Origin of the sequence: Streptomyces sp. ALI-76-A (genome assembly GCF_030287445.1) — a bacterium.
Classification (GTDB): domain Bacteria; phylum Actinomycetota; class Actinomycetes; order Streptomycetales; family Streptomycetaceae; genus Streptomyces.
Genome location: NZ_JASVWB010000002.1, coordinates 5,030,561 through 5,054,240, shown reverse-complemented (window position 1 = coordinate 5,054,240; position 23,680 = coordinate 5,030,561). Strand labels below are relative to the sequence as shown.

General features: G+C 71.1%; 23 protein-coding genes. 8 read left to right on the top strand and 15 right to left on the bottom strand.

What is annotated here, in order from left to right; all coding sequences use genetic code 11:
• Positions 1–195: 195 nt before the first annotated feature.
• The 4 genes from QQS16_RS23620 (at position 196) to cseC (ending at position 3,630) form a co-directional block, all read left to right on the top strand.
• The gene (locus tag QQS16_RS23620) at positions 196–744 is read left to right on the top strand and encodes a SigE family RNA polymerase sigma factor (protein WP_286063834.1); all 549 of its coding nucleotides are present in this window, start codon (positions 196–198) and stop codon (positions 742–744) included.
• A complete protein-coding gene (locus QQS16_RS23615) occupies positions 732–1,442 on the top strand; it encodes a hypothetical protein (RefSeq protein WP_502963835.1) in 711 nt (236 codons plus the stop codon). Before QQS16_RS23620 ends, QQS16_RS23615 begins: the two co-directional genes overlap by 13 nt.
• Before the next feature lie 119 nt (positions 1,443–1,561).
• Entirely contained in the window at positions 1,562–2,269 is a 708-nt protein-coding gene (cseB, locus tag QQS16_RS23610) for a two-component system response regulator CseB (protein WP_286063833.1), read from the top strand.
• A gap of 17 nt (positions 2,270–2,286) precedes the next feature.
• Positions 2,287–3,630: a two-component system sensor histidine kinase CseC gene (gene cseC / locus QQS16_RS23605; protein WP_286063831.1), complete on the top strand. Its 1,344-nt coding sequence runs from the start codon at positions 2,287–2,289 to the stop codon at positions 3,628–3,630.
• A gap of 921 nt (positions 3,631–4,551) precedes the next feature.
• Here cseC and QQS16_RS23600 read toward each other — a convergent pair.
• The 3 genes from QQS16_RS23600 to QQS16_RS23590 all read right to left on the bottom strand — a co-directional run bounded on the left by QQS16_RS23600 (position 4,552) and on the right by QQS16_RS23590 (position 7,146).
• Positions 4,552–4,989, bottom strand: coding sequence for a VOC family protein (locus QQS16_RS23600; protein ID WP_286063830.1), 438 nt, complete (start codon positions 4,987–4,989; stop codon positions 4,552–4,554).
• Between the two features lie 65 nt (positions 4,990–5,054).
• Positions 5,055–5,501, bottom strand: coding sequence for a helix-turn-helix transcriptional regulator (locus QQS16_RS23595; protein ID WP_502963834.1), 447 nt, complete (start codon positions 5,499–5,501; stop codon positions 5,055–5,057).
• A gap of 73 nt (positions 5,502–5,574) precedes the next feature.
• Positions 5,575–7,146: an MDR family MFS transporter gene (locus QQS16_RS23590; RefSeq protein WP_286063829.1), complete on the bottom strand. Its 1,572-nt coding sequence runs from the start codon at positions 7,144–7,146 to the stop codon at positions 5,575–5,577.
• Positions 7,147–7,282: 136 nt separating this feature from the next.
• Here QQS16_RS23590 and QQS16_RS23585 point away from each other — a divergent pair, with 136 nt between their 5' ends.
• Positions 7,283–7,870, top strand: a complete 588-nt coding sequence (locus tag QQS16_RS23585) for a TetR/AcrR family transcriptional regulator (RefSeq protein WP_286063828.1) — start codon at positions 7,283–7,285, stop codon at positions 7,868–7,870.
• A gap of 7 nt (positions 7,871–7,877) precedes the next feature.
• Here QQS16_RS23585 and QQS16_RS23580 read toward each other — a convergent pair whose 3' ends face one another.
• Positions 7,878–8,474, bottom strand: coding sequence for a M23 family metallopeptidase (locus QQS16_RS23580; RefSeq protein WP_286063827.1), 597 nt, complete (start codon positions 8,472–8,474; stop codon positions 7,878–7,880).
• A 549-nt stretch (positions 8,475–9,023) separates the two neighbouring features.
• Here QQS16_RS23580 and QQS16_RS23575 point away from each other — a divergent pair.
• A complete protein-coding gene (locus QQS16_RS23575) occupies positions 9,024–9,671 on the top strand; it encodes an HAD family acid phosphatase (RefSeq protein ID WP_286063825.1) in 648 nt (215 codons plus the stop codon).
• Positions 9,672–9,807: 136 nt separating this feature from the next.
• Here the strand turns inward: QQS16_RS23575 and QQS16_RS23570 are convergent, their stop codons facing one another.
• Positions 9,808–12,333 (bottom strand): ATP-dependent Clp protease ATP-binding subunit, encoded by a 2,526-nt coding sequence (locus QQS16_RS23570; protein ID WP_286063823.1) that lies wholly within the window; start codon positions 12,331–12,333, stop codon positions 9,808–9,810.
• Positions 12,334–12,763: 430 nt separating this feature from the next.
• Here QQS16_RS23570 and QQS16_RS23565 point away from each other — a divergent pair, with 430 nt between their 5' ends.
• Positions 12,764–13,657, top strand: coding sequence for an SCO3374 family protein (locus QQS16_RS23565; RefSeq protein ID WP_286063822.1), 894 nt, complete (start codon positions 12,764–12,766; stop codon positions 13,655–13,657).
• 46 nt (positions 13,658–13,703) lie between these two features.
• Here the strand turns inward: QQS16_RS23565 and QQS16_RS23560 are convergent, their stop codons facing one another.
• The 10 genes from QQS16_RS23560 to QQS16_RS23515 all read right to left on the bottom strand — a co-directional run bounded on the left by QQS16_RS23560 (position 13,704) and on the right by QQS16_RS23515 (position 22,226).
• The gene (locus tag QQS16_RS23560; RefSeq protein WP_149512141.1) at positions 13,704–14,039 is read right to left on the bottom strand and encodes a histone-like nucleoid-structuring protein Lsr2; all 336 of its coding nucleotides are present in this window, start codon (positions 14,037–14,039) and stop codon (positions 13,704–13,706) included.
• A 262-nt stretch (positions 14,040–14,301) separates the two neighbouring features.
• On the bottom strand, positions 14,302–14,862 hold the full coding sequence (locus tag QQS16_RS23555; protein ID WP_286063821.1) for an amino-acid N-acetyltransferase: 561 nt from the start codon (positions 14,860–14,862) through the stop codon (positions 14,302–14,304).
• A gap of 9 nt (positions 14,863–14,871) precedes the next feature.
• On the bottom strand, positions 14,872–15,309 hold the full coding sequence (locus QQS16_RS23550; RefSeq protein ID WP_286063820.1) for a BlaI/MecI/CopY family transcriptional regulator: 438 nt from the start codon (positions 15,307–15,309) through the stop codon (positions 14,872–14,874).
• Between the two features lie 181 nt (positions 15,310–15,490).
• A complete protein-coding gene (locus QQS16_RS23545; protein WP_286063819.1) occupies positions 15,491–15,670 on the bottom strand; it encodes a hypothetical protein in 180 nt (59 codons plus the stop codon).
• 89 nt (positions 15,671–15,759) lie between these two features.
• On the bottom strand, positions 15,760–16,545 hold the full coding sequence (locus tag QQS16_RS23540) for a hypothetical protein (RefSeq protein WP_286066430.1): 786 nt from the start codon (positions 16,543–16,545) through the stop codon (positions 15,760–15,762).
• Between the two features lie 249 nt (positions 16,546–16,794).
• Complete coding sequence (locus QQS16_RS23535; RefSeq protein WP_286063817.1) at positions 16,795–17,592, bottom strand: type III pantothenate kinase; 798 nt, start codon at positions 17,590–17,592, stop codon at positions 16,795–16,797.
• A gap of 5 nt (positions 17,593–17,597) precedes the next feature.
• Entirely contained in the window at positions 17,598–18,575 is a 978-nt protein-coding gene (gene nadC, locus QQS16_RS23530) for a carboxylating nicotinate-nucleotide diphosphorylase (protein WP_286063816.1), read from the bottom strand.
• 5 nt (positions 18,576–18,580) lie between these two features.
• The gene (locus QQS16_RS23525) at positions 18,581–20,311 is read right to left on the bottom strand and encodes an L-aspartate oxidase (RefSeq protein ID WP_286063815.1); all 1,731 of its coding nucleotides are present in this window, start codon (positions 20,309–20,311) and stop codon (positions 18,581–18,583) included.
• The gene (gene panC, locus QQS16_RS23520; RefSeq protein WP_286063813.1) at positions 20,308–21,300 is read right to left on the bottom strand and encodes a pantoate--beta-alanine ligase; all 993 of its coding nucleotides are present in this window, start codon (positions 21,298–21,300) and stop codon (positions 20,308–20,310) included. Before panC ends, QQS16_RS23525 begins: the two co-directional genes overlap by 4 nt.
• A complete protein-coding gene (locus tag QQS16_RS23515) occupies positions 21,297–22,226 on the bottom strand; it encodes a Rossmann-like and DUF2520 domain-containing protein (RefSeq protein WP_286063812.1) in 930 nt (309 codons plus the stop codon). Before QQS16_RS23515 ends, panC begins: the two co-directional genes overlap by 4 nt.
• Before the next feature lie 233 nt (positions 22,227–22,459).
• Between QQS16_RS23515 and QQS16_RS23510 the strand changes: the two genes are divergently transcribed.
• A complete protein-coding gene (locus tag QQS16_RS23510) occupies positions 22,460–23,662 on the top strand; it encodes a threonine aldolase family protein (RefSeq protein WP_286063810.1) in 1,203 nt (400 codons plus the stop codon).
• Positions 23,663–23,680 lie beyond the last annotated feature (18 nt).

The window sequence follows — 23,680 nt, the reverse complement described above, 5'->3', positions numbered from 1 at the left end:
TCGGTACAGCGCCTGCGTCCGCTGCTCCTTCTGTTACACAACCGACGGACAGCCGAGTGCCAGCCGCGCGCTGTCTCGGACAGCCCCGTGACAACAGCTCCGTAGCTTCATTCGCGTACCCGGTGGACCGGGGACGACGGAGGCGGACCGCCGGCGGAACAGGCCGGCGGAAACGGGGATCAGGAGGCGGTCGACATGGCGCAGGGCGAGGTGCTCGAGTTCGAGGAGTACGTCCGCACCCGGCAGGAGGCGCTGCTGCGCAGCGCGCGTCGGCTGGTCCCGGACCCGATCGACGCCCAGGACCTGCTCCAGACGGCCCTCGTGCGGACGTACGGCCGCTGGGACGGCATAGCGGACAAGCGGCTCGCGGACGCCTACCTGCGCCGGGTGATGATCAACACCAGGACGGAGTGGTGGCGGGCGCGGAAGCTGGAGGAGGTGCCGACCGAGCAGCTGCCGGACGCCTCGGTCGACGACTCCACCGAGCAGCACGCGGACCGCGCCCTGCTGATGGACGTCATGAAGGTTCTCGCCCCCAAGCAGCGCAGCGTCGTCGTGCTGCGACACTGGGAGCAGATGTCCACGGAGGAGACGGCCGCCGCCCTCGGCATGTCGGCCGGAACGGTCAAGAGCACGCTGCACCGGGCACTCGCCCGGCTCCGCGAGGAGCTGGAGAGCAGGGACAACGACGAGCTCGGCGCACGCGCGCCGGAGCGTGAGGAGCGGGAGCGTTGCGCGGCCTAGGCACCAGGGCCGGCGGCATCGGGCACGCGGGCGGGGATCCGGCCGGCGCGGACCCACGCCCGTCAGAGCCCACACCCGCCCGGGGGATCTACCAGGCGGCGATCACGGCAGTGGCCGTGCTCGCCGCCGTCGCCCTTTTCGTGTCCGCCTGCGGGGCCGGCGGCACCGGCGCCCGCGACGAGGGGCCGGCGCACGCCGAGTCGGTGGCGGGCGCCGCCGCCTCGCCCTCCTCCCAGCCCGCCCGGGTCGCCGCGCGCGTGGACGCGGTCCGGCTCGTGAAGACCGATCCGCGGGTCTCCGCCGAGGTCAAGCGCGAGCTGAAGCCGTGCGTGGCCGACGCGTACCCGGTCGACGTGTCCTACGGGGATCTGACCGGAGGCTCGGCGGACGACGTCGTCGTCAACGTGCTGACCTGCGGGGACGCCGTCGGGATCGGTTCGTATGTGTATCGCGAGCAGGGCGGTTCGTACCGGAGCGTCTTCCAGGCCGAGGAGCCGCCGGTCTACGCGGAGATCGACCGCGGCGACCTGGTGGTGACCAAACAGGTGTATGAGAAGGGGGACCCTGTCTCGGCGCCGTCCGGCGAGACCGTGGTCACCTACCGCTGGAGCGGGAGCCGATTCACCCAGGCGTACAGCATGCAGAACGACTACGGCAGAACGGCCGGGGACGGACCGACACCCGTGCCGGACAGCTGACCGGGCGAGCGGATCCAGGACACGGATCCAGGACTCCGTGAACCGATCGGGTCCTCCGCGCCGATCAATCGGTGACGGCACGACACGAGGACTGAGAGCAGAGAGCAGAGAGCAGCGGGATGGCAGACCAGACCCACGTTCTGTTCGTCGAGGACGACGACGTCATCCGCGAGGCCACCCAGCTCGCCCTGGAGCGGGACGGTTTCGCGGTCACCGCCATGCCCGACGGGCTGTCGGGGCTGGAGGCGTTCCGCGCCGACCGCCCCGACATCGCCCTGCTGGACGTCATGGTCCCTGGGCTGGACGGGGTGAGCCTGTGCCGTCGGATCCGGGACGAGTCGACCGTGCCGGTGATCATGCTGTCGGCGCGCGCCGACTCGATCGACGTCGTGCTGGGCCTGGAGGCGGGCGCCGACGACTACGTGACCAAGCCGTTCGACGGCGCGGTCCTGGTCGCGCGGATCCGCGCGGTGCTGCGCCGCTTCGGGCACGCGAGCGGCGGCGACCGTACGGACGACTCGGCGGCCCCGGCGGCCGGCGGCGGGCTGCTGGCCTTCGGTGAACTGGAGGTCGACACCGACGGCATGGAGGTGCGCCGGGCCGGACAGCCGGTGGCGCTGACGCCGACCGAGATGCGGCTGCTCCTGGAGTTCTCCTCCGCGCCGGGCACCGTGCTCTCCCGCGACAAGCTTCTGGAGCGGGTGTGGGACTACGGGTGGGGTGGGGACACGCGCGTGGTCGATGTCCATGTGCAGCGGCTGCGGACGAAGATCGGTCAGGACCGGATCGAGACGGTCCGCGGCTTCGGCTACAAGCTGAAGCCCTGAGCAGGGATATCAGGGGTATGCGGGGGAACATTCGGCGCCCGGGAACAGCCGTCGTCGACAGTCTGGGCCTGCGGACGGGCCTGCGGTGGAAGCTGAGCGCGGCCATCGCGCTGGTCGGCGCGCTGGTGGCGATCGCGCTCAGCCTCGTCGTCCACAACGCGGCCCAGGTCTCGATGCTGGACAACGCGCGCGATCTCGCCGACGAGCGCGTCCAGATCGCCCAGCGCAACTACGAGCTGTCCGACCGGCCGAACTTCCCCAACATCAAGATCGACGACCCGGAGCTGCCCCGGGAACTGCGGGCGAAGGTCCGGGAGGGGCGCCGGGCGACCTTCGTGTCCGAGCGGCCGAGCGGCACGCCGGACATCTGGGCGGCCGTACCGGTCAGGGACGGGCACGTGCTGTCCCTGCACACCGGGTTCACCGACCGCAGCACGGACATCCTGAACGACCTCGACCAGGCCCTGGTGATCGGCTCCATCGCGGTCGTCCTCGGCGGCAGCGCGCTCGGCGTGCTGATCGGCGGGCAGCTCTCGCGCCGGCTGCGCAAGGCGGCGGCCGCGGCGAACCAGGTGGCGGGCGGCGCGTCGGACGTCCGGGTGCGGGACGCCATCGGTGGTGTCGTACGGGACGAGACCGACGACCTCGCGCGGGCGGTGGACGCCATGGCGGACGCGTTGCAGCAGCGGTTGGAGGCGGAGCGCCGGGTCACCGCCGACATCGCGCACGAGCTGCGCACTCCGGTGACCGGCCTGCTGACCGCCGCCGAGCTGCTGCCTCCGGGCCGTCCGACGGAACTGGTCCTGGACCGGGCGAAGGCCATGCGCACGCTCGTCGAGGACGTGCTGGAGGTCGCTCGCCTCGACGGTGCCTCGGAGCGGGCGGAGTTGCAGGACATTCTGCTGGGCGAGTTCGTCCGTCGCCGGGTCATGGCGAAGGACCCCGCGATCGAGGTGCGGGTGGTGCACGAGTCGGAGGTCACGACCGATCCGCGCCGCCTGGAGCGCGTGCTGTTCAACCTGCTCGCCAACGCGGCCCGGCACGGCAGACCGCCGGTCGAGGTCGGCGTCGAGGGCCGGGTGATCCGGGTCCGCGACCACGGCCCCGGCTTCCCCGAACACCTGCTCGCCGACGGGCCGAGCCGGTTCCGCACGGGCAGCTCCGACCGCTCCGGCCACGGCCACGGGCTGGGCCTGACCATCGCGGCCGGGCAGGCCCGAGTCCTGGGCGCCCGGCTGACGTTCCGCAACATACGGCCGGCCGGCGCGCCGGAGGGTGTACCGGCGGAGGGAGCGGTGGCCGTCCTGTGGCTGCCGGAGCACGCACCGACGAACACCGGGAGCTATCCGATGCTGCCGTGACACCGGACGGCCCACGTCACGCGTCGGCCCCGCCCGGCGGCGGGACCACCGGAGGGCGCTCGCGAGCCGGGTCACGGCTACGACCGTCTCGCGGGCGGCGCCACAGGTACGGCCCTCGCACGGCGAGCCCGGGTACGACCCTCCGGCAGCGGGGCCACGGGGGAACCATCTCGCGAGCCGGGTCACGGCTACGACCGTCTCGCAGGCGGCGCCACAGGTACGGCCCTCGCACGGCGAGCCCGGGTACGACCCTCCGGCAGCGGGGCCACGGGGGAACCATCTCGCGAGCCGGGTCACGGCTACGACCGTCTCGCAGGCGGCGCCACAGGCGCGGCCCTCGCACGGCGAGCCCGGGTACGACCCTCCGGCAGCGGGGCCACGGGGGAACCATCTCGCGAGCCGGGTCACGGCTACGACCGTCTCGCAGGCGGCGCCACAGGTACGGCCCTCGCACGGCGAGCCCGGGTACGACCCTCCGGCAGCGGGACGACGTGCGCGCCGAGTGCGCCGAAGGTGACGGCGGCGGCCACGACGGCCCGTCTCGCCGGCGGCGCCCGCAGGTGCGACCGTCTCACAGCGGGCCCAGGTGCGACCGTCCGGCGGCGGGGCCGGGAGTGCGGCGGGGCCTGGAGTGCGATCGGCCCGCAGCCGGCTCGACGGTCTCGTGGCCGGTGCGACAGGCCCGTGGCCAGGCTGACCCCGTCCACAGCCACAAGCACCAGCACCAGCACCAGCACCAGCACCAGCACAACTACAGCCACAGCCGCGCCGCAGCCGGTGCGACCCTCGCGCGGCCGGCCCGGCGGCCCGTCCGGCTCAGGCGCCCCGTGTGCGGGTCAGCCACCTCCGGGCGCGGGCCGGCAACCGGTGTCCACGTCGGCCGCCCTCAGCCCTCAGCTTTCGACCCTCATCCCTCGACCCTCAGCAGTCGAAGGACTTCGAGAGGTCCAGCTCCTCGCTGCGCTGGGTCAGCGAGTACCAGTTGCCGTTGTCGTCGCGGAAGATCGCCTCGACGCCGTACGGCCGCTCCCGCGGCTCCTGGACGAACTCCACGCCGCGCGCCTTGAAGGTCTCGTAGTCCGCGTGGCAGTCGTCCGTGCGGAGCACGCCCGCGCCGATGGCCCCCTTGGCGACCAGCTTCTTCAGCGCCTCCGAGGACTCCGGGTCCAGTCCGGGCCCGTCGAGGCTCATCAGCGCGAGCTCGACCTCCGGCTGGGCCTTCGCGCCGACGGTGACCCAGCTCATGTCGCCCATCGCGACCTCGCTGCGCACCTCGAAGTCGAGCTTCTCCGTGAAGAACGCCTTGGTGCGCTGCTGGTCGAACGTCCATACGGTGGTGATGCCCAGGCCCTTGATCATGGCTCTGCTCTCCTGTCGTTCGCGGGTCCTCGGGGTCCTGTTCGTCACCGTAGGCCGGGACGCGTTCACGGTGCTTCTTCGAAGTTGCGCTGCTTCGAAGTCGCGCTGTCCGCGGCTGTCGCGGTGGGGAAGCCGCCGGCCCACAGCATCGCGTAGCACCCGGGGATCAGGGAGGCACCGCGGCCGACGTGCTTGGTCCGGTACGCGCTCGGCGTCAGCCCCGTACGCGCCTTGAAGCGGGCGGAGAAGGTGCCGAGGCTGCTGAAGCCGACCAGGTGGCAGATCTCCGTCACCGTGAGGTCGGCGCCCCGCAGCATCTCCTCGGCCCGCTCGATGCGGCGGTGCGTGAGGTACTGGCCGGGCGTCTCGCCGTACGCCGCGCTGAAGGCCCGTATGAAGTGATACCGCGAGTACCCGGCGTGCGCGGCCACCGCGCCCAGGTCGAGTTCCGGATCGGCCCAGTCCCGGTCCATCGCGTCCTTGGCCAGCCGCACCTGGCGCATCCTGTCCATACGACGATGGTGGCACGGGGCACTGACAACGCCGGGCAGCGGAAGGCCCCCGGGGCCTTCCGCTCACGACCGGTCAGACGGCCTCGACCACCGGCGGCCGCGCCGCGGCACCCTCGTCCGTCTTCTGCGGCCCCGCCCCCTTGAGCGGAACCTCCTTCACGAACACCGCCGCCACCAGCGCGACCACCGACACCGCGGCCCCCAGCAGGAACGCCGAGTGGGTGCCGGACGACACCGCGTGCTGGTACGCCTCCCGCGCCGCCTCCGGCAGCTTCGCCAGCCCCGGCGCGTCCAGCTGCGCGGACTGCTCGGTCACCTTGGAGCCCAGTGCCCCGGCCCGCTCGGACATGACGTCCTGCACCCGGTGGTTGAACAGCGCGCCCATGATCGCGACGCCGAAGGAGGAGCCGAGGGTGCGGAAGAGGGTGGTGGAGGAGGACGCCACGCCCATGTCCTCCATCTCCACGCTGTTCTGCGCGACCAGCATGGTGATCTGCATCAGGCAGCCCATGCCGAGGCCGACGACGGCCATGTACACGCCGGACGTGACCCGGCTGGTGTCGGTGTCCATCAGCGACAGCAGGTACAGCCCGACGACCATCAGCGCGCCGCCGGCGAGCGGGAAGATCTTGTACCGGCCGGTGTTCGTGGTGACCCGACCGGCGACCATCGAGGTGACGAGCATCGCACCGAGCATGGGCAGGAGCAGCAGACCGGAGTTGGTCGCGGAAGCACCCTGCACCGACTGCTGGTACAGCGGCAGGAAGAGGGTCGCTCCGAACATCACGAAACCGGTGATGAACCCGATGACCGACATCAGCGTGAAGTTGCGGCTGCGGAAGATGTGCAGCGGCAGGACCGGCTCCGGGGCCTTGGTCTGCCAGAACACGAACCCGATGAGGGCGGTGACGCCGATCCCGATGAGCTCCATGATCCGCGCGGACGTCCAGGCGTACTCGGTGCCGCCCCAGGTCGTGACGAGCACGATGGCGGTGATGCCCACGGTCAGCAGCCCGGCGCCGAGATAGTCGATCCGCGCCTGCGCCCGCTTCTTCGGCAGTTGCAGGACGACACTGATCGCGGCGAGGGCCACCACGCCGAGCGGCAGGTTGATGTAGAAGGACCAGCGCCAGCCCCAGTTGTCGGTGATCGTGCCCCCGACCAGTGGGCCGCCGATCATCGCGAGCGCCATGACGCCGGCCATCATGCCCTGGTACTTGCCGCGCTCACGGGGCGGTATCAGGTCACCGATGATCGCCATCACGCCGACCATCAGACCGCCGGCGCCAAGGCCCTGCACCGCGCGGAAGCCGATCAGCTGCCCCATGTCCTGGGCCATGCCGCTGAGCGCGGAGCCGATCAGGAAGAGCACGATCGAACTCATGAAGACGCCCTTGCGCCCGTACATGTCGCCGAGCTTGCCCCACAGCGGCGTGGAGGCGGCGGTGGCCAGCGTGTACGAGGTCACGACCCACGACAGGTGTTCGAGCCCGCCGAGTTCGCCCACGATCGTCGGCATCGCCGTGCCTATGATCATGTTGTCGAGCATCGCGAGCATCATCGTGATCATCAGCGCGAGCAGCACGACGCGTACGCTTCTGGGCTGCTTCTCTGTCTTCGGCTCGACCGTCCGCGCGTCCGCCATCGTTCCCACTCCCCTGGGTCCCGCCTCCGGCCGGCCACTTACTTGCCGACCGGCTAGTTGACTACACTCAGGGAAGGTAGAGGCGTAACTAGCCGGGCGTCAAGTAAGTTTTTCCCAAAGCGCGAGAGGCATGAGGATGGGCGGCACCATGGACGGCACCAAGCAGCAGCGCCGCGGCAACACCCGCCAGCGCATCCAGGACGTCGCCCTCGGGCTGTTCGCCGAGCAGGGGTACGAGAAGACCTCCCTGCGCGAGATCGCCGAGCGCCTCGACGTCACCAAGGCGGCCCTGTACTACCACTTCAAGACCAAGGAAGAGATCCTCGTCAGCATCTTCGACGACCTGACGCAGCCGATCCTCGACCTCATCGAGTGGGGCAGGCGGCAGCCGCACACCCTGGAGACGAAGCAGGAGATCGTCCGGCGCTACAGCGAGATCCTGGCCGGCGCGACGCCGCTGTACCGCTTCATGCAGGAGAACCAGGCGACGGTACGGGAGTTGCAGATCGGCGACACCTTCAAGGAGCGCATGAAGGGCCTGCGCGAGATCATCGTCGACCCGGAGGCCGACCTGGCCGACCAGGTCCGCTGTGTCAGCGCGATCTTCACCCTGCACGCCGGGATGTTCTTCCTCCAGGACCTGGACGCCACCCCCGAGGACAAGCGGGAGGCGGTCCTGGAGGTCGCGACCGACCTGGTGACCCGGGCCCACAAGGGCGCCTGAACGACCGCTAGACGGTCACACCCTTGGAGCGCAGGAAGGCGACCGGGTCGATGGCCGACCCGTAGTTGGCGCTCGTACGGATCTCGAAGTGCAGGTGCGGACCGCTGGAGTTGCCCGTGTTGCCGGAACGGGCGATGTGCTGACCGGTCTTGACGACCTGGCCGACCTTCACGTCGATCCGGGACAGGTGGGCGTACTGGGAGAACGTCTTGCTGCCGTGCTTGATGACCACGGCGTTGCCGTACGCGGGACCGTCACCGGCGCCGTTGCCACCCGCCTTGACGACGGTGCCGCCGTGCGCGGCGACCACGTCGGTGCCGCTCGCCACGGCGAAGTCCTGCCCGCTGTGGGTGGACTGCCACATACCGCCGGCCTGGGCGAAGCTGGCGGACAGCTTGTACTTCTTCACCGGGTCGACCCAGGAAGCGGCCTTCTTGGCGGCGACGGTCTTCGCCTGCACAGCGGTACCGGCCGCCGCGGGAGTGGCGGCGGCCGCGACTCCGGCCCCCAGCACGGCCGACGCTCCCAGGCCGGCGGCCAGCACGGCCGCGCGAGCGCGGAGGGGGGACGTACGGGAAGAACGGAACGAGACACGCGGGAACATTCGGAACCTCATGGGGACGGGGACAGAAAAACCATCCGGCGCACTGACACCCGCCGGACGGACCACCCCTTGGTATCCGGCGATCCGGCATCCCCACAAACCACCCAACTACGACACAAGCTAGTACCGCGCCCCAAAGAGCAACGCTCCTTGACAGAGCAACCATCAGGGCCAAATCAGCCCAGGACGGGCAACCCCTTCGGCCACTCCCGGCGATAAGTCCCTTTTGTCAGTGCGACCGTTTCCACTATTCCCGCTAGTAACGGACAAATCGCCTGTGCGGCTTGTCACCACCGGGCGACACCGACGAACTCCGGAATGTGACCGGCGCTACTCCGCCAAGACGCCTGACGATCTACACAATGGGGTCTCGTGAGCCAGAGGTCCGGGCCCGGCTCACCCTCCGAATTTCATGGTCCACGGCCCAATGTGACGCACGCCTCTAGCCACTTACCGTCCAGTAACCCTACGGTTCCCCTCGCGCCATCCCCGCGAACGAGCATGCACCCGACAACTGCAGAACGTCCGGACGGGAGAGGAACCCCCCACATGACCATGAGACACCCCTGGGCACACCGCGCAGCCGTCACCGCCGTCTCCGCCGCCGCCCTCGTGGCGCTGGCCGTCCCCGCCGAGGCCGCGACGACGACCACCAGCACCGCCACGACCACCAGCACCGCCACGTCCCCGGCAGCCGCCGCGGACGTCGACTACGCGACCTGGCAGCGGGACTGCCAGGCCGTGATGAACCAGGCGCTGCCCTATCTGAAGCAGCGCATAGCCGCCGCCAAGCCGGGCGAGAAGCAGGCGATCGTCTTCGACATCGACAACACCACGCTGGAGACCGACTTCGGCTTCAGCTACCCGCAGCCGGCCAACCAGCCCGTGCTGGACGTCGCCGAGTACGCCCAGGAGCACGGCGTCTCCCTGTTCTTCGTGACGGCCCGCCCCGGCATCATCGCCTCGGTGACCGACTACAACCTCGAACACGTCGGCTACGAGGTCTCCGGGCTCTACGTCCGCAGCTTCGGCGACCTCTTCAAGGACGTCGCCACCTACAAGACCGCCCAGCGCGTCGACGTCGAGTCCAAGGGCTACACGATCATCGCCAACATCGGCAACAACACCACCGACCTGTCCGGCGGCCACGCCGAGAAGACGTACAAGCTGCCGGACTACAACGGGCAGTTGTCGTAACGCGACGGTGCTCATAACGCGACGGTGCGCGCGGCGCCGTAGCCGCGTTCAGACGTGACGAAAAGGCACGCGGAAAAGGCATGACGAAGGGGCCGGTGCTCGAAAGCACCGGCCCCTTCTGGCGTCGCCCTGAGGCTTACGCCTCCTTGCTCAGGTTCGGTCCGGCTCCGCCGGCCGCCTGCTCGATCGGCGGGACGTCCGGCAGCGCCGACTTCTCCTCGCCGCGGAAGGTGAAGGTCTTGGTCTCACCCTCGCCCTCCGTGTCCACGACCACGATGTGACCGGGGCGCAGCTCGCCGAAGAGGATCTTCTCCGACAGGGAGTCCTCGATCTCGCGCTGGATGGTGCGACGCAGCGGCCGCGCGCCCAGCACGGGGTCGTACCCCTTGGTCGACAGCAGCTCCTTGGCGGACTGGGAGAGCTCGATGCCCATGTCCCGGTCCTTCAGGCGCTCGTCCACCTTGCCGATCATCAGGTCGACGATCCGCAGGATGTCCTCCTGCGTCAGCTGCGGGAAGACGACCACGTCGTCGACGCGGTTGAGGAACTCGGGCCGGAAGTGCTGCTTGAGCTCGTCCGAGACCTTGTTCTTCATGCGCTCGTAGTTGGTCTTCTTGTCGCCCGAGGCCGCGAAGCCCAGGTTGAAGCCCTTGGAGATGTCCCGGGTGCCGAGGTTGGTCGTCATGATGATGACCGTGTTCTTGAAGTCCACGACCCGGCCCTGGGAGTCGGTCAGACGACCGTCCTCCAGGATCTGCAGCAGCGAGTTGAAGATGTCCGGGTGGGCCTTCTCGACCTCGTCGAAGAGGACGACGGAGAACGGCTTGCGGCGGACCTTCTCGGTCAGCTGGCCGCCCTCTTCGTAACCCACGTATCCGGGGGGCGAACCGAACAGACGCGACACCGTGTGCTTCTCGCTGAACTCCGACATGTCGAGGGAGATCAGCGCGTCCTCGTCACCGAAGAGGAACTCGGCGAGCGCCTTGGACAGCTCGGTCTTACCGACGCCGGACGGGCCGGCGAAGATGAACGAACCACCGGGACGCTTCGGGTCCTTCAGACCGGCACGCGTACGACGGATCGCCTTGGACAGCGCCTTGACGGCGTCGACCTGGCCGATGACCCGCTTGTGGAGCTCGTCCTCCATGCGCAGCAGACGCGAGGACTCCTCCTCGGTCAGCTTGAAGACCGGGATGCCGGTGGCGGTCGCGAGGACCTCGGCGATGAGCTCGCCGTCGACCTCGGCGACGACGTCCATGTCGCCGGCCTTCCACTCCTTCTCGCGCTTGGCCTTCGCGGCGAGCAGCTGCTTCTCCTTGTCGCGGAGAGACGCCGCCTTCTCGAAGTCCTGGGAGTCGATCGCCGACTCCTTGTCGCGACGCACGCCCGCGATCTTCTCGTCGAACTCGCGCAGGTCCGGCGGCGCGGTCATCCGGCGGATACGCATCCGGGAGCCGGCCTCGTCGATCAGGTCGATCGCCTTGTCCGGCAGGAAGCGGTCCGAGATGTACCGGTCGGCCAGGGTGGCGGCCTGGACCAGTGCCTCGTCGGTGATGGAGACGCGGTGGTGCGCCTCGTACCGGTCACGCAGACCCTTGAGGATCTCGATGGTGTGCGGCAGGGACGGCTCCGCGACCTGGATGGGCTGGAAGCGGCGCTCGAGGGCCGCGTCCTTCTCCAGGTGCTTGCGGTACTCGTCCAGCGTGGTGGCGCCGATGGTCTGCAGCTCACCGCGGGCCAGCATCGGCTTCAGGATCGAAGCGGCGTCGATGGCGCCCTCGGCGGCACCCGCACCGACCAGCGTGTGCAGCTCGTCGATGAACAGGATGATGTCGCCGCGGGTGCGGATCTCCTTGAGGACCTTCTTCAGGCGCTCCTCGAAGTCACCGCGGTAGCGGGAGCCGGCGACCAGCGCGCCGAGGTCCAGGGTGTAGAGGTGCTTGTCCTTGAGGGTCTCGGGCACCTCGCCCTTGACGATGGCCTGGGCGAGGCCCTCGACGACGGCGGTCTTGCCGACGCCGGGCTCACCGATCAGGACCGGGTTGTTCTTGGTACGGCGGGACAGCACCTGCATGACCCGCTCGATCTCCTTCTCGCGCCCGATGACCGGGTCGAGCTTGGACTCACGAGCGGCCTGGGTGAGGTTGCGGCCGAACTGGTCGAGGACCAGGGACGTCGAGGGCGTGCCCTCGGCAGGCCCGCCGGCGGTGGCGGTCTCCTTGCCCTGGTAACCGGAGAGCAGCTGGATCACCTGCTGCCGCACGCGGTTGAGATCAGCGCCCAGCTTGACCAGGACCTGGGCGGCGACGCCCTCGCCCTCGCGGATCAGGCCGAGCAGGATGTGCTCCGTGCCGATGTAGTTGTGGCCCAGCTGAAGGGCCTCCCGGAGCGACAGCTCCAGGACCTTCTTGGCACGGGGGGTGAAGGGGATGTGCCCGGACGGGGCCTGCTGGCCCTGGCCGATGATCTCCTCCACCTGCTGGCGGACCGCCTCGAGCGAAATCCCGAGGCTCTCAAGGGCCTTGGCGGCGACACCCTCACCCTCGTGGATCAGGCCCAGGAGGATGTGCTCGGTGCCGATGTAGTTGTGGTTGAGCATCCGGGCTTCTTCCTGAGCCAGGACGACAACCCGCCGCGCGCGGTCGGTGAACCTCTCGAACATCGTTAATCGCTCCTCAGAGCGGTCAGGCAGTGGGGGGAACTTCCCCTCCCTGTCCTTCCGCAGCTTAGTCCCGCAAGCGGGGACCGCTCATTCCAACTGCCGACACCGTCCTTGGCCTCCTGACCCCGAACGCCGACATATGCTCCAACCTGATGGTGCGAGACGATGTTCCCGCAGGCCAAGCACTTACCCCCTTCCCCAGTACGCCGATGGCGAACGTGAGACGGCCTGTCCTGCGTGTCGCCCCCTCCCACTAGGGATGTCTTACCCGCTGCGACGGACGGTCCATGCCGCGCGAGCCGGTTCGCTCCGCTATGGGCGAACAACCTTGTGCCTCCCCGCACCCCCGCACGCCCTCTCTTTCGAAACTCTGCGCGCCCGCGAGGCCACCCAGCGTAACTCGCGGGCCTCTTCGCCGGTTGCACTTGGCATGGTTGGCACCCTCCCTCCGGTCACCACGGATCTCCCCGCGGTCCCCCTCCCCCGCCGGCCGCTCGATCCGAGCGACGAGATCCGCCGGTGGTACGAGAACGAACTGGGCTGGCCGACCGTGCCCGCGTCCGCCGGGCAATCCGGAACTCCGCCGACCCGGAGCACTTCGGGAACGCAGAGCGGCCCGGGAACGCGGCCGACCGCGGGAACGTGGGGAACTCCGGTGCCGCCGGGGAATCCCCGCATTCCGGTACGGCTCTCGGTCGGTCTGCGCTTCGACGTCCTGGACGTGCCGGCCGAGGCGGGACGGGCGGCCCTGCGTCACCTGTCCGCCGGTTCTCCGGTGGCCCTGCAGGACGGCCGGATGCGTTTCCTGGTGGCCGCGGGCAGCGCGGAGGAACTTCCGGGGCTGCTGGACTGGCTGGAGTGGGGCACGCTGCCGCTCGACCTCGCGATGATCGGCGAGGGAGGCGTGATGGACGCGCCGGCTCCCCCTGACCGGGGGCCTCGCCGCGAACGGGAGCTGTCGACGGCGGCACGTCCGCCCCGTGAGGCGGGTCGGCCCGCGCCCGGTCCGCGCGGCTCCGGGCCGGGGCCTGCCACGACGACGCGGTTCACCGCTCCCCCGGCACCGGCCGGTCCGGCCGCGGCCGGCGTGCGGCCGTTCCCTCCGGGCCTCTCCGGGGACATGCAGGGGGCCGCCGTGTGGATGCGGCCCCCCGAGCCTGGGTGCGAGGTGGAGGCCTCGCTGCCGACGGTGTCGGCGCTGGGGGGCGGTGGGGGCGCCCCCGATCTCGTACGTGTGCTGAGCACCGTGGCGACACAGTGCCATCGCCTGCGGCTGCGCCGCGCGTGCGCCCGGCCGTCGACCGTCCCCCGGACCCGGCACTGAGCCAGGCCCCGCGTCGGCCGGATCCACGCCGCGCCGGATCCCTCGATCAGCCGTTGGCCTTCTCGTAAGCCTCGCGAATGGACGCCGGAACACGGCCGCGGTCATTGACCTCGTAACCGTTCTCCTTCGCCCAGGCACGGATCTGCGCGGTGTCCTGGCTGCCGCCGGAAGCGGCACGCGCCTTTCCACGCCCACCCGAAGCACGGCCTCCAGTACGCCGGCCGCCCTTCACGTAAGGGTCGAGAAGGCCGCGCAGCTTGTCCGCATTGGCGGTCGTGAGATCGATCTCGTACGTCTTGCCGTCCAACGCGAACGTGACGGTCTCGTCCGCCTCGCCGCCGTCGAGGTCATCGACAAGAAGGACCTGAACCTTCTGTGCCACCGGATTTCCTTTCATCCATAACGTGAGGGCCTGGGGTCTACGGCGTCCGCCGTTTCGCCGTCCCCTGTTATATGCAGTACTGCAGTACGTCGGAAAGCAAACCGCTTTTGCTGGAAAAACACAAACCCCTGGGAGAGACTGACCGACCCCGCACAGTCCGGAAACGTGCGCGTTTCGGACATAGGGAACCTGGGCAGGGGTCGGCCGGGCGGAATAGGTCTTCCGGATCGAGCCTTGTCGGCTCCTTGCCACGCCTTGGCGATCACAGATGCAGAAGCATCCGGCTGTTGCCCAAGGTGTTCGGTTTCACTCGTTCGAGACCGAGGAACTCCGCCACGCCTTCGTCATAGGAACGCAGCAGCTCCGCGTAGACATCGGTGTCGACGGGTGTCTCGCCGATCTCCACGAAGCCGTGCTTGCCGAAGAAGTCCACTTCGAAGGTCAGGCAGAAAACACGCCGAACACCGAGCCAGCGCGCGGTGTGCAGCAACTTCTCCAGCAACTGATGGCCGACACCGGCGCCCTTCAGGCCGGGCTTCACCGCGAGAGTGCGGACTTCCGCGAGGTCTTCCCACATCACGTGCAGGGCACCGCAGCCCACGACCTCGGCGTTGTCGTCCCGTTCGGCGACCCAGAACTCCTGGATGTCCTCGTAAAGCGTCACCATCGCTTTGTCGAGCAGGATGCGGTCGCGGACGTACGCGTCAAGGAGACGCCGGACGGCCGGGACATCGCCGGTCCGGGCCCGCCGGACGGTGATGGCTTTCGCGGTGACTTCGGGACTCTCCGCGGCTGGACTCTCCGCTGAGCTCTCTGCTGACATGAGCGGACGCTATCGCCCGTGGCCCTCCGGTGCCGAGCCGGGGTTCGGGCCGCCCGTTTCGGGGGCGGGCGCCGCTTCGGACGATTCCGGCCCCTCGACGATGCGAACGGCGTCCCGCAGGGCAAGTCGCTGTTCATCGCTCATCATCCCGAAGAACGCGACGAGAGCGGCTGCCGGGTTGTCACTCTGGGACCAGGCGTCGTTCATCAGGGCGGCGGCGTACGCGGCCCGGGTCGAGACCGCCTCATATCGATAGGCCCGGCCTTCCGCCTCACGGCGCACCCAGCCCTTCTGATGGAGATTGTCCAGAACGGTCATCACCGTGGTGTACGCGATGGACCGTTCCTGTTGGAGATCTTCCAGGACTTCTCGAACGGTCACCGGGCGGTTCCACTTCCACACCCGCGTCATGACCGCGTCTTCGAGTTCTCCCAATGGGCGAGGCACAACTCAGCACAATAGTGGGAGATCCCGTCATTCGCGTGACGGACGTGCGCTTTCCTGACAGGCAGCCACAAAAAGGGCGTACGACTCGGGAAGGAGCGAGTCGTACGCCTACAGGTGTCTCTGGAGGTCTCCGCCACGACGGACGGGCAGGGCGAGCGCGGGCCGCCCCGCGCCCGTCCGCTCAGGCGTCGCGGTTCGGGGAGTTCTGGCGGAGACCTTCCGTGCGCGTGAGGGCGGCGTCCACGGCCGCGTCCTCCTTGGCCTTGTTGGCCCCGCCCTGGGTCTTCACGATCACCCTGATCAGACCGACGAAGAACACGGCCATCACGACCGGGGGCAGGAGCGCGGAGACGTAGTCCATGCGTCCAGAGTAGCCACGGGCCCGGGGACGCCCGGGGCGGGGTGGGGCGAAGTGGGGCGCACCACCCCCGTACGGCGGACTCGGCCCGCTCAGCCCACGGCGAGCTGCTGCGGTGGGCTCTCGGGCGGGGACGTCGGCTTGCGGCGGGGGAAGACCTCGCCCGGAGTGGGGACCGGGCGGCTCGGCCTGGGGTCGGCCGGACCGGGCGGCTCGGGAGCCGGCCGCTCAGGGCGCTCGGCCGGCTTGGGCTCGGGTTTCCGGGCGGGCTCCCCGGCCTGATCGTCCGCGGCATCCAGGACGCGGTGCCGCGACCCGGGGTCCGGGGTGAAGTCCTGCGCGAGGTTCAGGACGGATCCCTGCGACGGCTCCTCCGCGGGCCGCTCGGCTCCGTACCGTCCCGCGCCGGGGTCGTCGGTGGCCGCGGAACGGCCCCCGGGGAGCGCCTTGAGACGCCTGCGGGAGGCGGGAACGGCCGAGAGGGCCTCAGCGGCCCGGCGGACGGTGCCGCGGGCCGGGTGCGCCCGTACGTCGCGTTCGGCCGGTGTCCGGCAGCGGTCGAGGAGAGCGGCCGCGACGGGGTTGCCCCGCAGGGCCCGCAGGGCGGCCAGGTCGTCGGGGTGCGGGCGGTGTCCGGCGCCGAGCGCCTCCTCCAGCAGCGCGAGGTAGCCGGCGACGGTGCCGGGGAGGGCGGCGCGGTACCGGGCGAGGTCGGCCACCAGGAAGGCACGCAGCCGAGCGCCCTCGCGTGTCGCCTCGTCGAGGGACTCGGCGAGGCGGAGGCAGTCCTGGACGTCCTTGGCCGAGGCGGGCGTGGGGTGGAGGGCGAGGGCGAGAGCGCGACGGAGCACACGCAGCTCCTCCGCACCGAACGCCATGCCGCCGCGGGATCCGTATGGCGTGGGCATGCGGCGACGATACGCGCTAATCAGACAAATTTGACATAAGACGCTTGGGTGTGGCGCCGGGAAGCCACCCGCCCGGACGCGCGGCCCTGGCGGGCCTTTCCCGGCGCCGGTCCGCGTCCGGCTCGCACGGACCGTGTCCGCCGGCTCTTCGTACGGTCCGGGAACGCGTGGGGCGGCAGGGGCAGAACGTCACCCCACGCCGCCCCACCGCGCGCACGCTCACATGCGGGACACGTTCCGCTCGTACACCAGCCGCAGTCCGATCAACGTCAGCCACGGCTCGTGCTCGTCGATCACCGACGACTCGCCCAGCACCATCGGCGCGAGTCCGCCCGTGGCGATGACCGTCACATCCTCCGGGTCCTCCGCCAGCTCCCGCGCCATCCGGTTCACGACCCCGTCCACCTGGCCGGCGAACCCGTAGATGATCCCGGACTGCATCGCCTCGACGGTGTTCTTGCCGATCACGCTGCGGGGACGTGCCACCTCGATCTTCCGCAGCTGCGCCCCCTTGACGCCGAGCGCCTCGACGGAGATCTCGATACCGGGCGCGATGACACCGCCGACGTACTCCCCGCGCGCGGAGACGGCGTCGAACGTCGTCGCCGTACCGAAGTCCACGACGATGGCCGGGCCGCTGTACAGCTCGACCGCCGCCACCGCGTTGATGATCCGGTCGGCGCCGACCTCCTTGGGGTTGTCGGTCAGGATCGGCACGCCGGTCTTCACGCCCGGCTCGACGAGCACGGCGGGCACGTCGCCGTAGTAGCGGCGCGTCACCTCGCGCAGTTCGTGCAGCACCGAGGGTACGGTCGCGCAGATCGCGATCCCGTCGATGCCGTCACCCAGCTCGTCGCCGAGGAGCGGGTGCATCCCCATCAGGCCCTGGAGCAGCACCGCCAGCTCGTCGGCCGTGCGGCGCGCGTCCGTGGAGATCCGCCAGTGCTCGACGATGTCCTCGCCGTCGAACAGGCCCAGAACCGTGTGCGTGTTGCCCACGTCGATCGTGAGGAGCATCGCGGCTACTCCGCCTCGCGCAGGTCCAGGCCGATGTCCAGGATCGGCGAGGAGTGGGTGAGGGCCCCTACGGCGAGGTAGTCGACGCCGGTGTCGGCGTAGGCCTTGGCGTTGCCGAGGGTGAGCCGGCCGGAGGCTTCCAGCGCCGCGCGGCCGTGGACGAGGGCCACCGCCTCCTGGCACTCGCCCGGCGTGAAGTTGTCCAGCAGGATCAGGTCGGCGCCGGCGTCCACGACCTCGCGCAGCTGGTGCAGGGTGTCGACCTCGACCTCGATCGGCACGTCCGGGAAGGCCTCCCGTACGGCCTTGAAGGCCTGGGCGACGCCGCCCGCTGCGACCACGTGGTTGTCCTTGACCAGGGCCGCGTCGGACAGCGACATGCGGTGGTTGACGCCGCCGCCGCAGCGCACCGCGTACTTCTCCAGGGAGCGCAGGCCCGGCGTCGTCTTGCGGGTGTCCCGCACGCGCGCCTTGGTGCCCTCCAGGGCGTCCGCCCACGCGCGCGTGGCGGTCGCGATGCCCGACAGGCGGCACATGAGGTTCAGCGCGCTGCGCTCGGCGGTCAGGAGGTCGCGGGTGCGGGTGGTGACCGACAGGAGCTTCTGGCCCTCCTCGACGCGGTCGCCGTCCTCCACGTGCCGCTCGACCTCCAGCTCGTCCGTGCAGACGACCGAGAGGACCGCTTCGGCGACCCTGAGGCCGGCCACGACGCCCGCCTCGCGTGCGGTGAAGTCGGCGGTGGCGACGGCGTCCTCCGGGATGGTCGCGACGGTCGTCACGTCCACACCGTGGTCGAGGTCCTCCTGGATGGCGACGTTGGCGATGTCCTCGACCTCCACCGGGTCGAGACCCGCGTCGGCCAGGAGTTGGGCGAGCGCGGGGTCGAGCCCGCACTCCAGGTATTCCTCGCCGCCGTCGGCGCCACAGGCACAGCCGTCGCCGCAGCCGCCGGTCGGCGCGAGGGGAAGGTCGGGGGTGCTCACTTTGGTCACTGCTCCTGGGGACGCTGCGCCGGCTGGTGCTGCCGGGTCGGGGGGAAGTCTGCGGTATCGGTGGTGTGTACGGCGAGTGTGCGGTCCGGATTGAGTCGTACGACGATGTGACGGCGCCACCGGGCGTCGTCGCGCTCGGCGTGGTCCTCGCGCCAGTGGCAGCCCCGGGTCTCCTCGCGCAGGCGGGCGGCGGCGACCAGGACGCGGGCCACGCACAGCAGGTTGGTGGCCTCCCAGGTGTCGACGCCGGGCTCGGCGGTCTTGCCGTTCTCGTCGAGGGCGTCCCGGGCTTCGGTGTGCAGCCGCTGGAGGGCGTCGGCCGCGGTGGCCATGGACGCGGCGGAGCGCAGGACGCCGGCGCCCTCCGTCATGATCCGCTGGATCGTGAACCGGTCCTCGGCGGCGAGCAGGGGGTGGGCGGGCTTCTCGGGGTGCTCGACCGGGGCGGGCACGCGCGCGTGGAGGCCGTCGCCGACGCGGCTCGCCGCGATGTCGGCGACGATGCGCTCCGCGTAGACCAGACCCTCCAGGAGGGAGTTCGACGCGAGCCGGTTCGCACCGTGCACGCCGGTGCAGGCGACCTCGCCGCACGCGTACAGGCCGGGGACGGTGGTGCGGCCGTGCGGGTCGGTGCGGACGCCGCCGGAGGCGTAGTGGGCGGCCGGGGCGATCGGGATGGGCTCGTGCACCGGGTCGATGCCGTGCGCGCGGCAGGCGGCGAGGATCGTCGGGAAGCGGTGCTCCCACATGTCGGCGCCGAAGTGCCGCGCGTCGAGGAACATGTGCTCGGCGCCCTGTTCCTGCATGCGGCGCATGATCCCCTTGGCGACGATGTCCCGGGGGGCGAGCTCCGCGAGTTCGTGCTGCCCGACCATGAAGCGCACGCCGTGGGCGTCCACCAGGTGGGCGCCTTCGCCGCGCACCGCCTCGGAGACCAGCGGCTGCTGGCCTTCCGCGTCCGGGCCCAGGAACAGCACCGTCGGGTGGAACTGCACGAACTCCAGGTCGGAGACCTCCGCGCCCGCGCGCAGGGCCAGCGCCACGCCGTCGCCCGTCGACACGGACGGGTTGGTGGTCGCGGAGAAGACCTGGCCCATGCCGCCCGTCGCGAGGACGACCGCGGGGGCGTGCACGGCGCCCACACCGTCGTGCTGGCCCTCTCCCATGACGTGCAGGGTGACACCGGCGGTGCGGCCGTCGGCGTCCGTGAGGAGGTCCAGGACGAGCGCGTTCTCGATCGTGCGCAGGCCCCGCGCGCGGACCGCCTCGACCAGCGCGCGGGAGATCTCCGCGCCGGTCGCGTCGCCGCCGGCGTGGGCGATACGGCGGCGGTGGTGGCCGCCCTCACGGGTGAGTTCCAGGCGTCCTTCGGACGACTCGTCGAAGTGGGCGCCCGTCTCGATGAGCCGGCGTACGGCATCGGGGCCCTCGGTGACGAGGATCCGGACGGCCTCCTCGTCGCACAGGCCCGCGCCCGCCACCAGCGTGTCGTCCAGGTGCTGTTCGGGCGTGTCGCCCTCGCCGAGGGCCGCGGCGATGCCGCCCTGCGCCCAGCGGGTGGAGCCGTCGTCCAGGCGGGCCTTGGTGACGACGACCGTCGTCAGGCCGGCCGCCTCGCAGCGCAGGGCGGCGGTCAGGCCGGCGACGCCGGAGCCGACGACCACGACGTCCGCGGCGATGTCCCACCCGGGCGCGGGCGCGTGCAGTCGTATGCCTGTGCTGGTCACGAGGCGGCTCCGAAGGTCAGGGGGATGTTGTCGATCAGCCGGGTCGTCCCGACCCGGGCGGCGACGGCGAGGACGGCCTCGCCGGTGAAGTCGTCCTCGATCTCGGTGAAGTCGGACGGGTCGACGAGGGCCAGGTAGTCCAGCGCGAGCGGGGGGCTGAGGCGGGCGGCCTCGTCGAGGACCAGGCGGGCCGCCGCGCGGACCGCCGCGGGGCCGGCGGGAGCGGCCTTCACGACGGCGTGCGTGTCGGCCGCCGCGCGGGACTCGCCTATGGCGCTCAGCGCCTCGGCACGCGCGCGCGTGGCGGGCACTTCACGGGCCCGCGCGCGCAGCGCCTCCTGCGCCGCGTGCCGGTCGCGGCCGGCGAACAGCGCGCGGGACAGGGCGAGCGCCGTGCGCCGCTCGTCCGGCGAGAGGTAGCGGTTGCGGCTGGACAGGGCCAGGCCGTCGTCCTCGCGCACGGTGGGGACGCCGACGATCTCGACGCCGAAGTTCAGGTCGCGCACCATGCGGCGGATCAGGGCGAGCTGCTGGGCGTCCTTCTGCCCGTACAGCGCGATGTCGGGGCGGGTGAGGTGCAGCAGCTTGGCGACGACGGTGAGCATGCCGTCGAAGTGGCCGGGGCGGGAGCTGCCCTCGAGGCGCTCCCCCATGGGGCCGGCGCTGATCCGGACCTGGGGCTCGCCGCCCGGGTACACCTCGTCCAGGGAGGGCGCGAACACCGCGTCCGCGCCGGACTGTTCGGCGAGTTCGAGGTCGGCGTCCAGGGTGCGCGGGTAGCGGTCGAGGTCCTCGCCGCGGCCGAACTGCAGCGGGTTCACGAAGACGGTGACGACGACCTCGCCGTCGGGCCCGGCGATCTCGCGCGCGGTGCGGACGAGCGTGGCGTGGCCCTCGTGCAGGGCGCCCATGGTCATCACGACGGCGCGGCGGCCCTCGCGCGCGCGGGCGTGCAGGGCGTCGGCGGTGCGCAGCAGGGCGGTGGTCATGGGGCGTCCCCTTCGGTGCCGTCGGTCCCGTGGGCGAGTACCCCGAGGAGGTCCTCCGCGAGTTCCGGCTTCAGCAGGCCGTGTGCGAGCGCCCGGTCCGCGGTCGCGCGCGCCATGGCCAGGTAGCCGGCGACGGTCTGCGGGGCGTGCCTGCGCAACTGCTCGACGTGGGCGGCGACCGTGCCCGCGTCCCCGCGCGCGACGGGGCCGGTCAGGGCCGCGTCGCCGGAGCGCAGGGCGTTGTCGAGGGCGGCGCCGAGCAGCGGGCCGAGCATCCGGTCGGGGGCCTCGACGCCGGACGCGCGCAGCAGTTCCAGGGACTGGGCGACCAGGGTGACCAGGTGGTTGGCGCCCAGGGCGAGCGCCGCGTGGTAGAGCGGCCGCATCTCCTCGGCGATCCACTCGGGCTCGCCGCCCATCTCGATGACGAGTGCCTCGGCGGCCAGCCGCAGCTCCTCGGGGGCGGTGACGCCGAACGAGCAGCCGGCCAGGCGCTGCACGTCCATGGGGGTGCCGGTGAAGGTCATCGCCGGGTGCAGGGCCAGCGGCAGCGCGCCCGCGCGCAGGGCGGGGTCCAGGACCTGTGCGCCGTACCGGCCGGAGGTGTGCGCCAGGAGCTGTCCCGGCCGTACGGCACCGGTCTCTGCGAGGCCCTCGACGAGGCCGGGCAGGGTGTCGTCGGGGACGGTCAGCAGGACCAGGTCGGCGCGGGCCATGACCTCGGCGGGCGGCACGAGCGGCACGTCGGGCAGCATCTGCGCGGCCCGGCGCCGGGAGGCGTCCGAGACCCCGGAGACGGCCACCGGACGGTGTCCGGCGAGCTGGAGGGACGCGGCGAGCGCGGGGCCCACGCGGCCGGCGCCGACGACGCCGACGGTGAGCCGCGCGGGGCGGTCCTTGGGGTCTGGCTGTTGCACTGTACTCACGCGACGGCGGCCTTCCCGTTCCAGTCCGCTCTGGGTACCGGACGATTTCTCGTCATGTTAACGCGATTGGTTCGAGGGGCGTCCGGTTGTCCACAGGCTGTGGGTTTCCGGGCGCCCGCGCGTCATGCCGGGCGCGGCACAGCCACGCGGGCGGGCGCACGGAAACGGCAGGATGACCCGGCGGGGACGGAAATCCGGATGACCCGACGAGGAGCCGTGGGCATGATCCGGTCATGAGCGACACGGCGGAACGGGCGCGGGACGGGCAGGGGCCGGAGCAGGTCTGTGACGAGGAGCGGCGCAAACAGCGCAGGGAGCGGCGCACAGCCGCCTACCGGGGCGCCGAGCGCGCCCTGGCCCGCCTCGGGTTCCTCGGCACACTCCGGGAGCGCCTCGCCCTGCTGGACACGGCGTCGGACCTGTACGACCTGGACGAGACGTCGGACATCTACGGCGACGGCGTCGTCGAGGCCCTGGAGCAGAGGGTCGCGGAGCTGCTCGGCACGGAGGCCGCGGTCTTCTTCCCGACGGGCACGATGGCCCAGCAGGTGGCCCTGCGCTGCTGGGCGGGCCGCACCGGCGACCCGACGGTCGCCCTGCACGGGCTGGCCCACCCCGAACGGCACGAACGGAACGCGCTCAGCCAGGTCAGCGGGTTGCGTCCGGTCCGGGTGACGAGCGAACCCCGGCTGCCGACCCCGGGCGAGGTGCGCGACTTCGACGAGCCCTTCGGGACGCTGATGCTCGAACTTCCCCTCAGGGACGCCGGTTTCGTGCTGCCCTCCTGGGAGGAGCTCGTCGAGGTCGTGGAGGCGGCACGGGAACGCGACGCCGTGGTCCACTTCGACGGGGCCCGCCTGTGGGAGTCCACCGTGCACTTCGGCCGCCCCCTGGCGGAGATCGCGGGCCTGGCGGACAGCGTCTACGTGTCGTTCTACAAGTCCCTCGACGGATACGGCGGGGCCGCGCTGGCCGGCCCGAGGACGCTGGCCGAGGAGGCGAAGGCCTGGCGGCACCGGTACGGCGGAACCGTCTTCCAGCAGTTCCCGACCGCGCTGTCGGCCCTGGCCGGCCTGGAGCGGGAGCTGCCCCGGCTGCCCGCGTACGTGGCGCACGCGCGCGTGGTGGCCGACGCGCTGCGCGAGGGGTTCGCGTCGGCCGGGATCCCGTGGGCGCGCGTGCACCCCGAGGTGCCGCACACCCACGACTTCCAGGTCTGGCTGCCCTACGACGCCGACGTCCTCTTCGAGGCCGCGATCCGGCAGGCCGAGGAGACCAAGACCGTGCTGTTCGCCCATGCCTGGGAGCAGAAGGGCCCGGGCCTGGCCTGCACCGAGGTGTACGTACGGGCGTCGGGCCTGGAGTGGACGCCCCACGACGTGCGGGCGGCGGTCGCGGAGTTCGTCCCCCGGCTGGCCGAGGAGGCCGGCCGGTAGCCGGTCGGTGGAGCGGGC

Bases quoted from the DNA above. Each gene is read 5' to 3' on its own strand.
- QQS16_RS23595 (WP_502963834.1), bottom strand. From the start codon at position 5,501: ATGGACAGGATGCGCCAGGTGCGGCTGGCCAAGGACGCGATGGACCGG.
- cseC (WP_286063831.1), top strand. From the start codon at position 2,287: ATGCGGGGGAACATTCGGCGCCCGGGAACAGCCGTCGTCGACAGTCTG.
- QQS16_RS23585 (WP_286063828.1), top strand. From the start codon at position 7,283: ATGGGCGGCACCATGGACGGCACCAAGCAGCAGCGCCGCGGCAACACC.
- QQS16_RS23575 (WP_286063825.1), top strand. From the start codon at position 9,024: ATGACCATGAGACACCCCTGGGCACACCGCGCAGCCGTCACCGCCGTC.
- QQS16_RS23540 (WP_286066430.1), bottom strand. From the start codon at position 16,545: ATGGCGTTCGGTGCGGAGGAGCTGCGTGTGCTCCGTCGCGCTCTCGCC.
- cseB (WP_286063833.1), top strand. From the start codon at position 1,562: ATGGCAGACCAGACCCACGTTCTGTTCGTCGAGGACGACGACGTCATC.
- QQS16_RS23545 (WP_286063819.1), bottom strand. From the start codon at position 15,670: ATGGACTACGTCTCCGCGCTCCTGCCCCCGGTCGTGATGGCCGTGTTC.
- QQS16_RS23555 (WP_286063821.1), bottom strand. From the start codon at position 14,862: ATGTCAGCAGAGAGCTCAGCGGAGAGTCCAGCCGCGGAGAGTCCCGAA.
- QQS16_RS23565 (WP_286063822.1), top strand. From the start codon at position 12,764: ATGGTTGGCACCCTCCCTCCGGTCACCACGGATCTCCCCGCGGTCCCC.
- QQS16_RS23590 (WP_286063829.1), bottom strand. From the start codon at position 7,146: ATGGCGGACGCGCGGACGGTCGAGCCGAAGACAGAGAAGCAGCCCAGA.
- QQS16_RS23570 (WP_286063823.1), bottom strand. From the start codon at position 12,333: ATGTTCGAGAGGTTCACCGACCGCGCGCGGCGGGTTGTCGTCCTGGCT.
- QQS16_RS23600 (WP_286063830.1), bottom strand. From the start codon at position 4,989: ATGATCAAGGGCCTGGGCATCACCACCGTATGGACGTTCGACCAGCAG.
- QQS16_RS23580 (WP_286063827.1), bottom strand. From the start codon at position 8,474: ATGTTCCCGCGTGTCTCGTTCCGTTCTTCCCGTACGTCCCCCCTCCGC.
- panC (WP_286063813.1), bottom strand. From the start codon at position 21,300: ATGACCACCGCCCTGCTGCGCACCGCCGACGCCCTGCACGCCCGCGCG.
- QQS16_RS23620 (WP_286063834.1), top strand. From the start codon at position 196: ATGGCGCAGGGCGAGGTGCTCGAGTTCGAGGAGTACGTCCGCACCCGG.
- QQS16_RS23535 (WP_286063817.1), bottom strand. From the start codon at position 17,592: ATGCTCCTCACGATCGACGTGGGCAACACGCACACGGTTCTGGGCCTG.
- QQS16_RS23510 (WP_286063810.1), top strand. From the start codon at position 22,460: ATGAGCGACACGGCGGAACGGGCGCGGGACGGGCAGGGGCCGGAGCAG.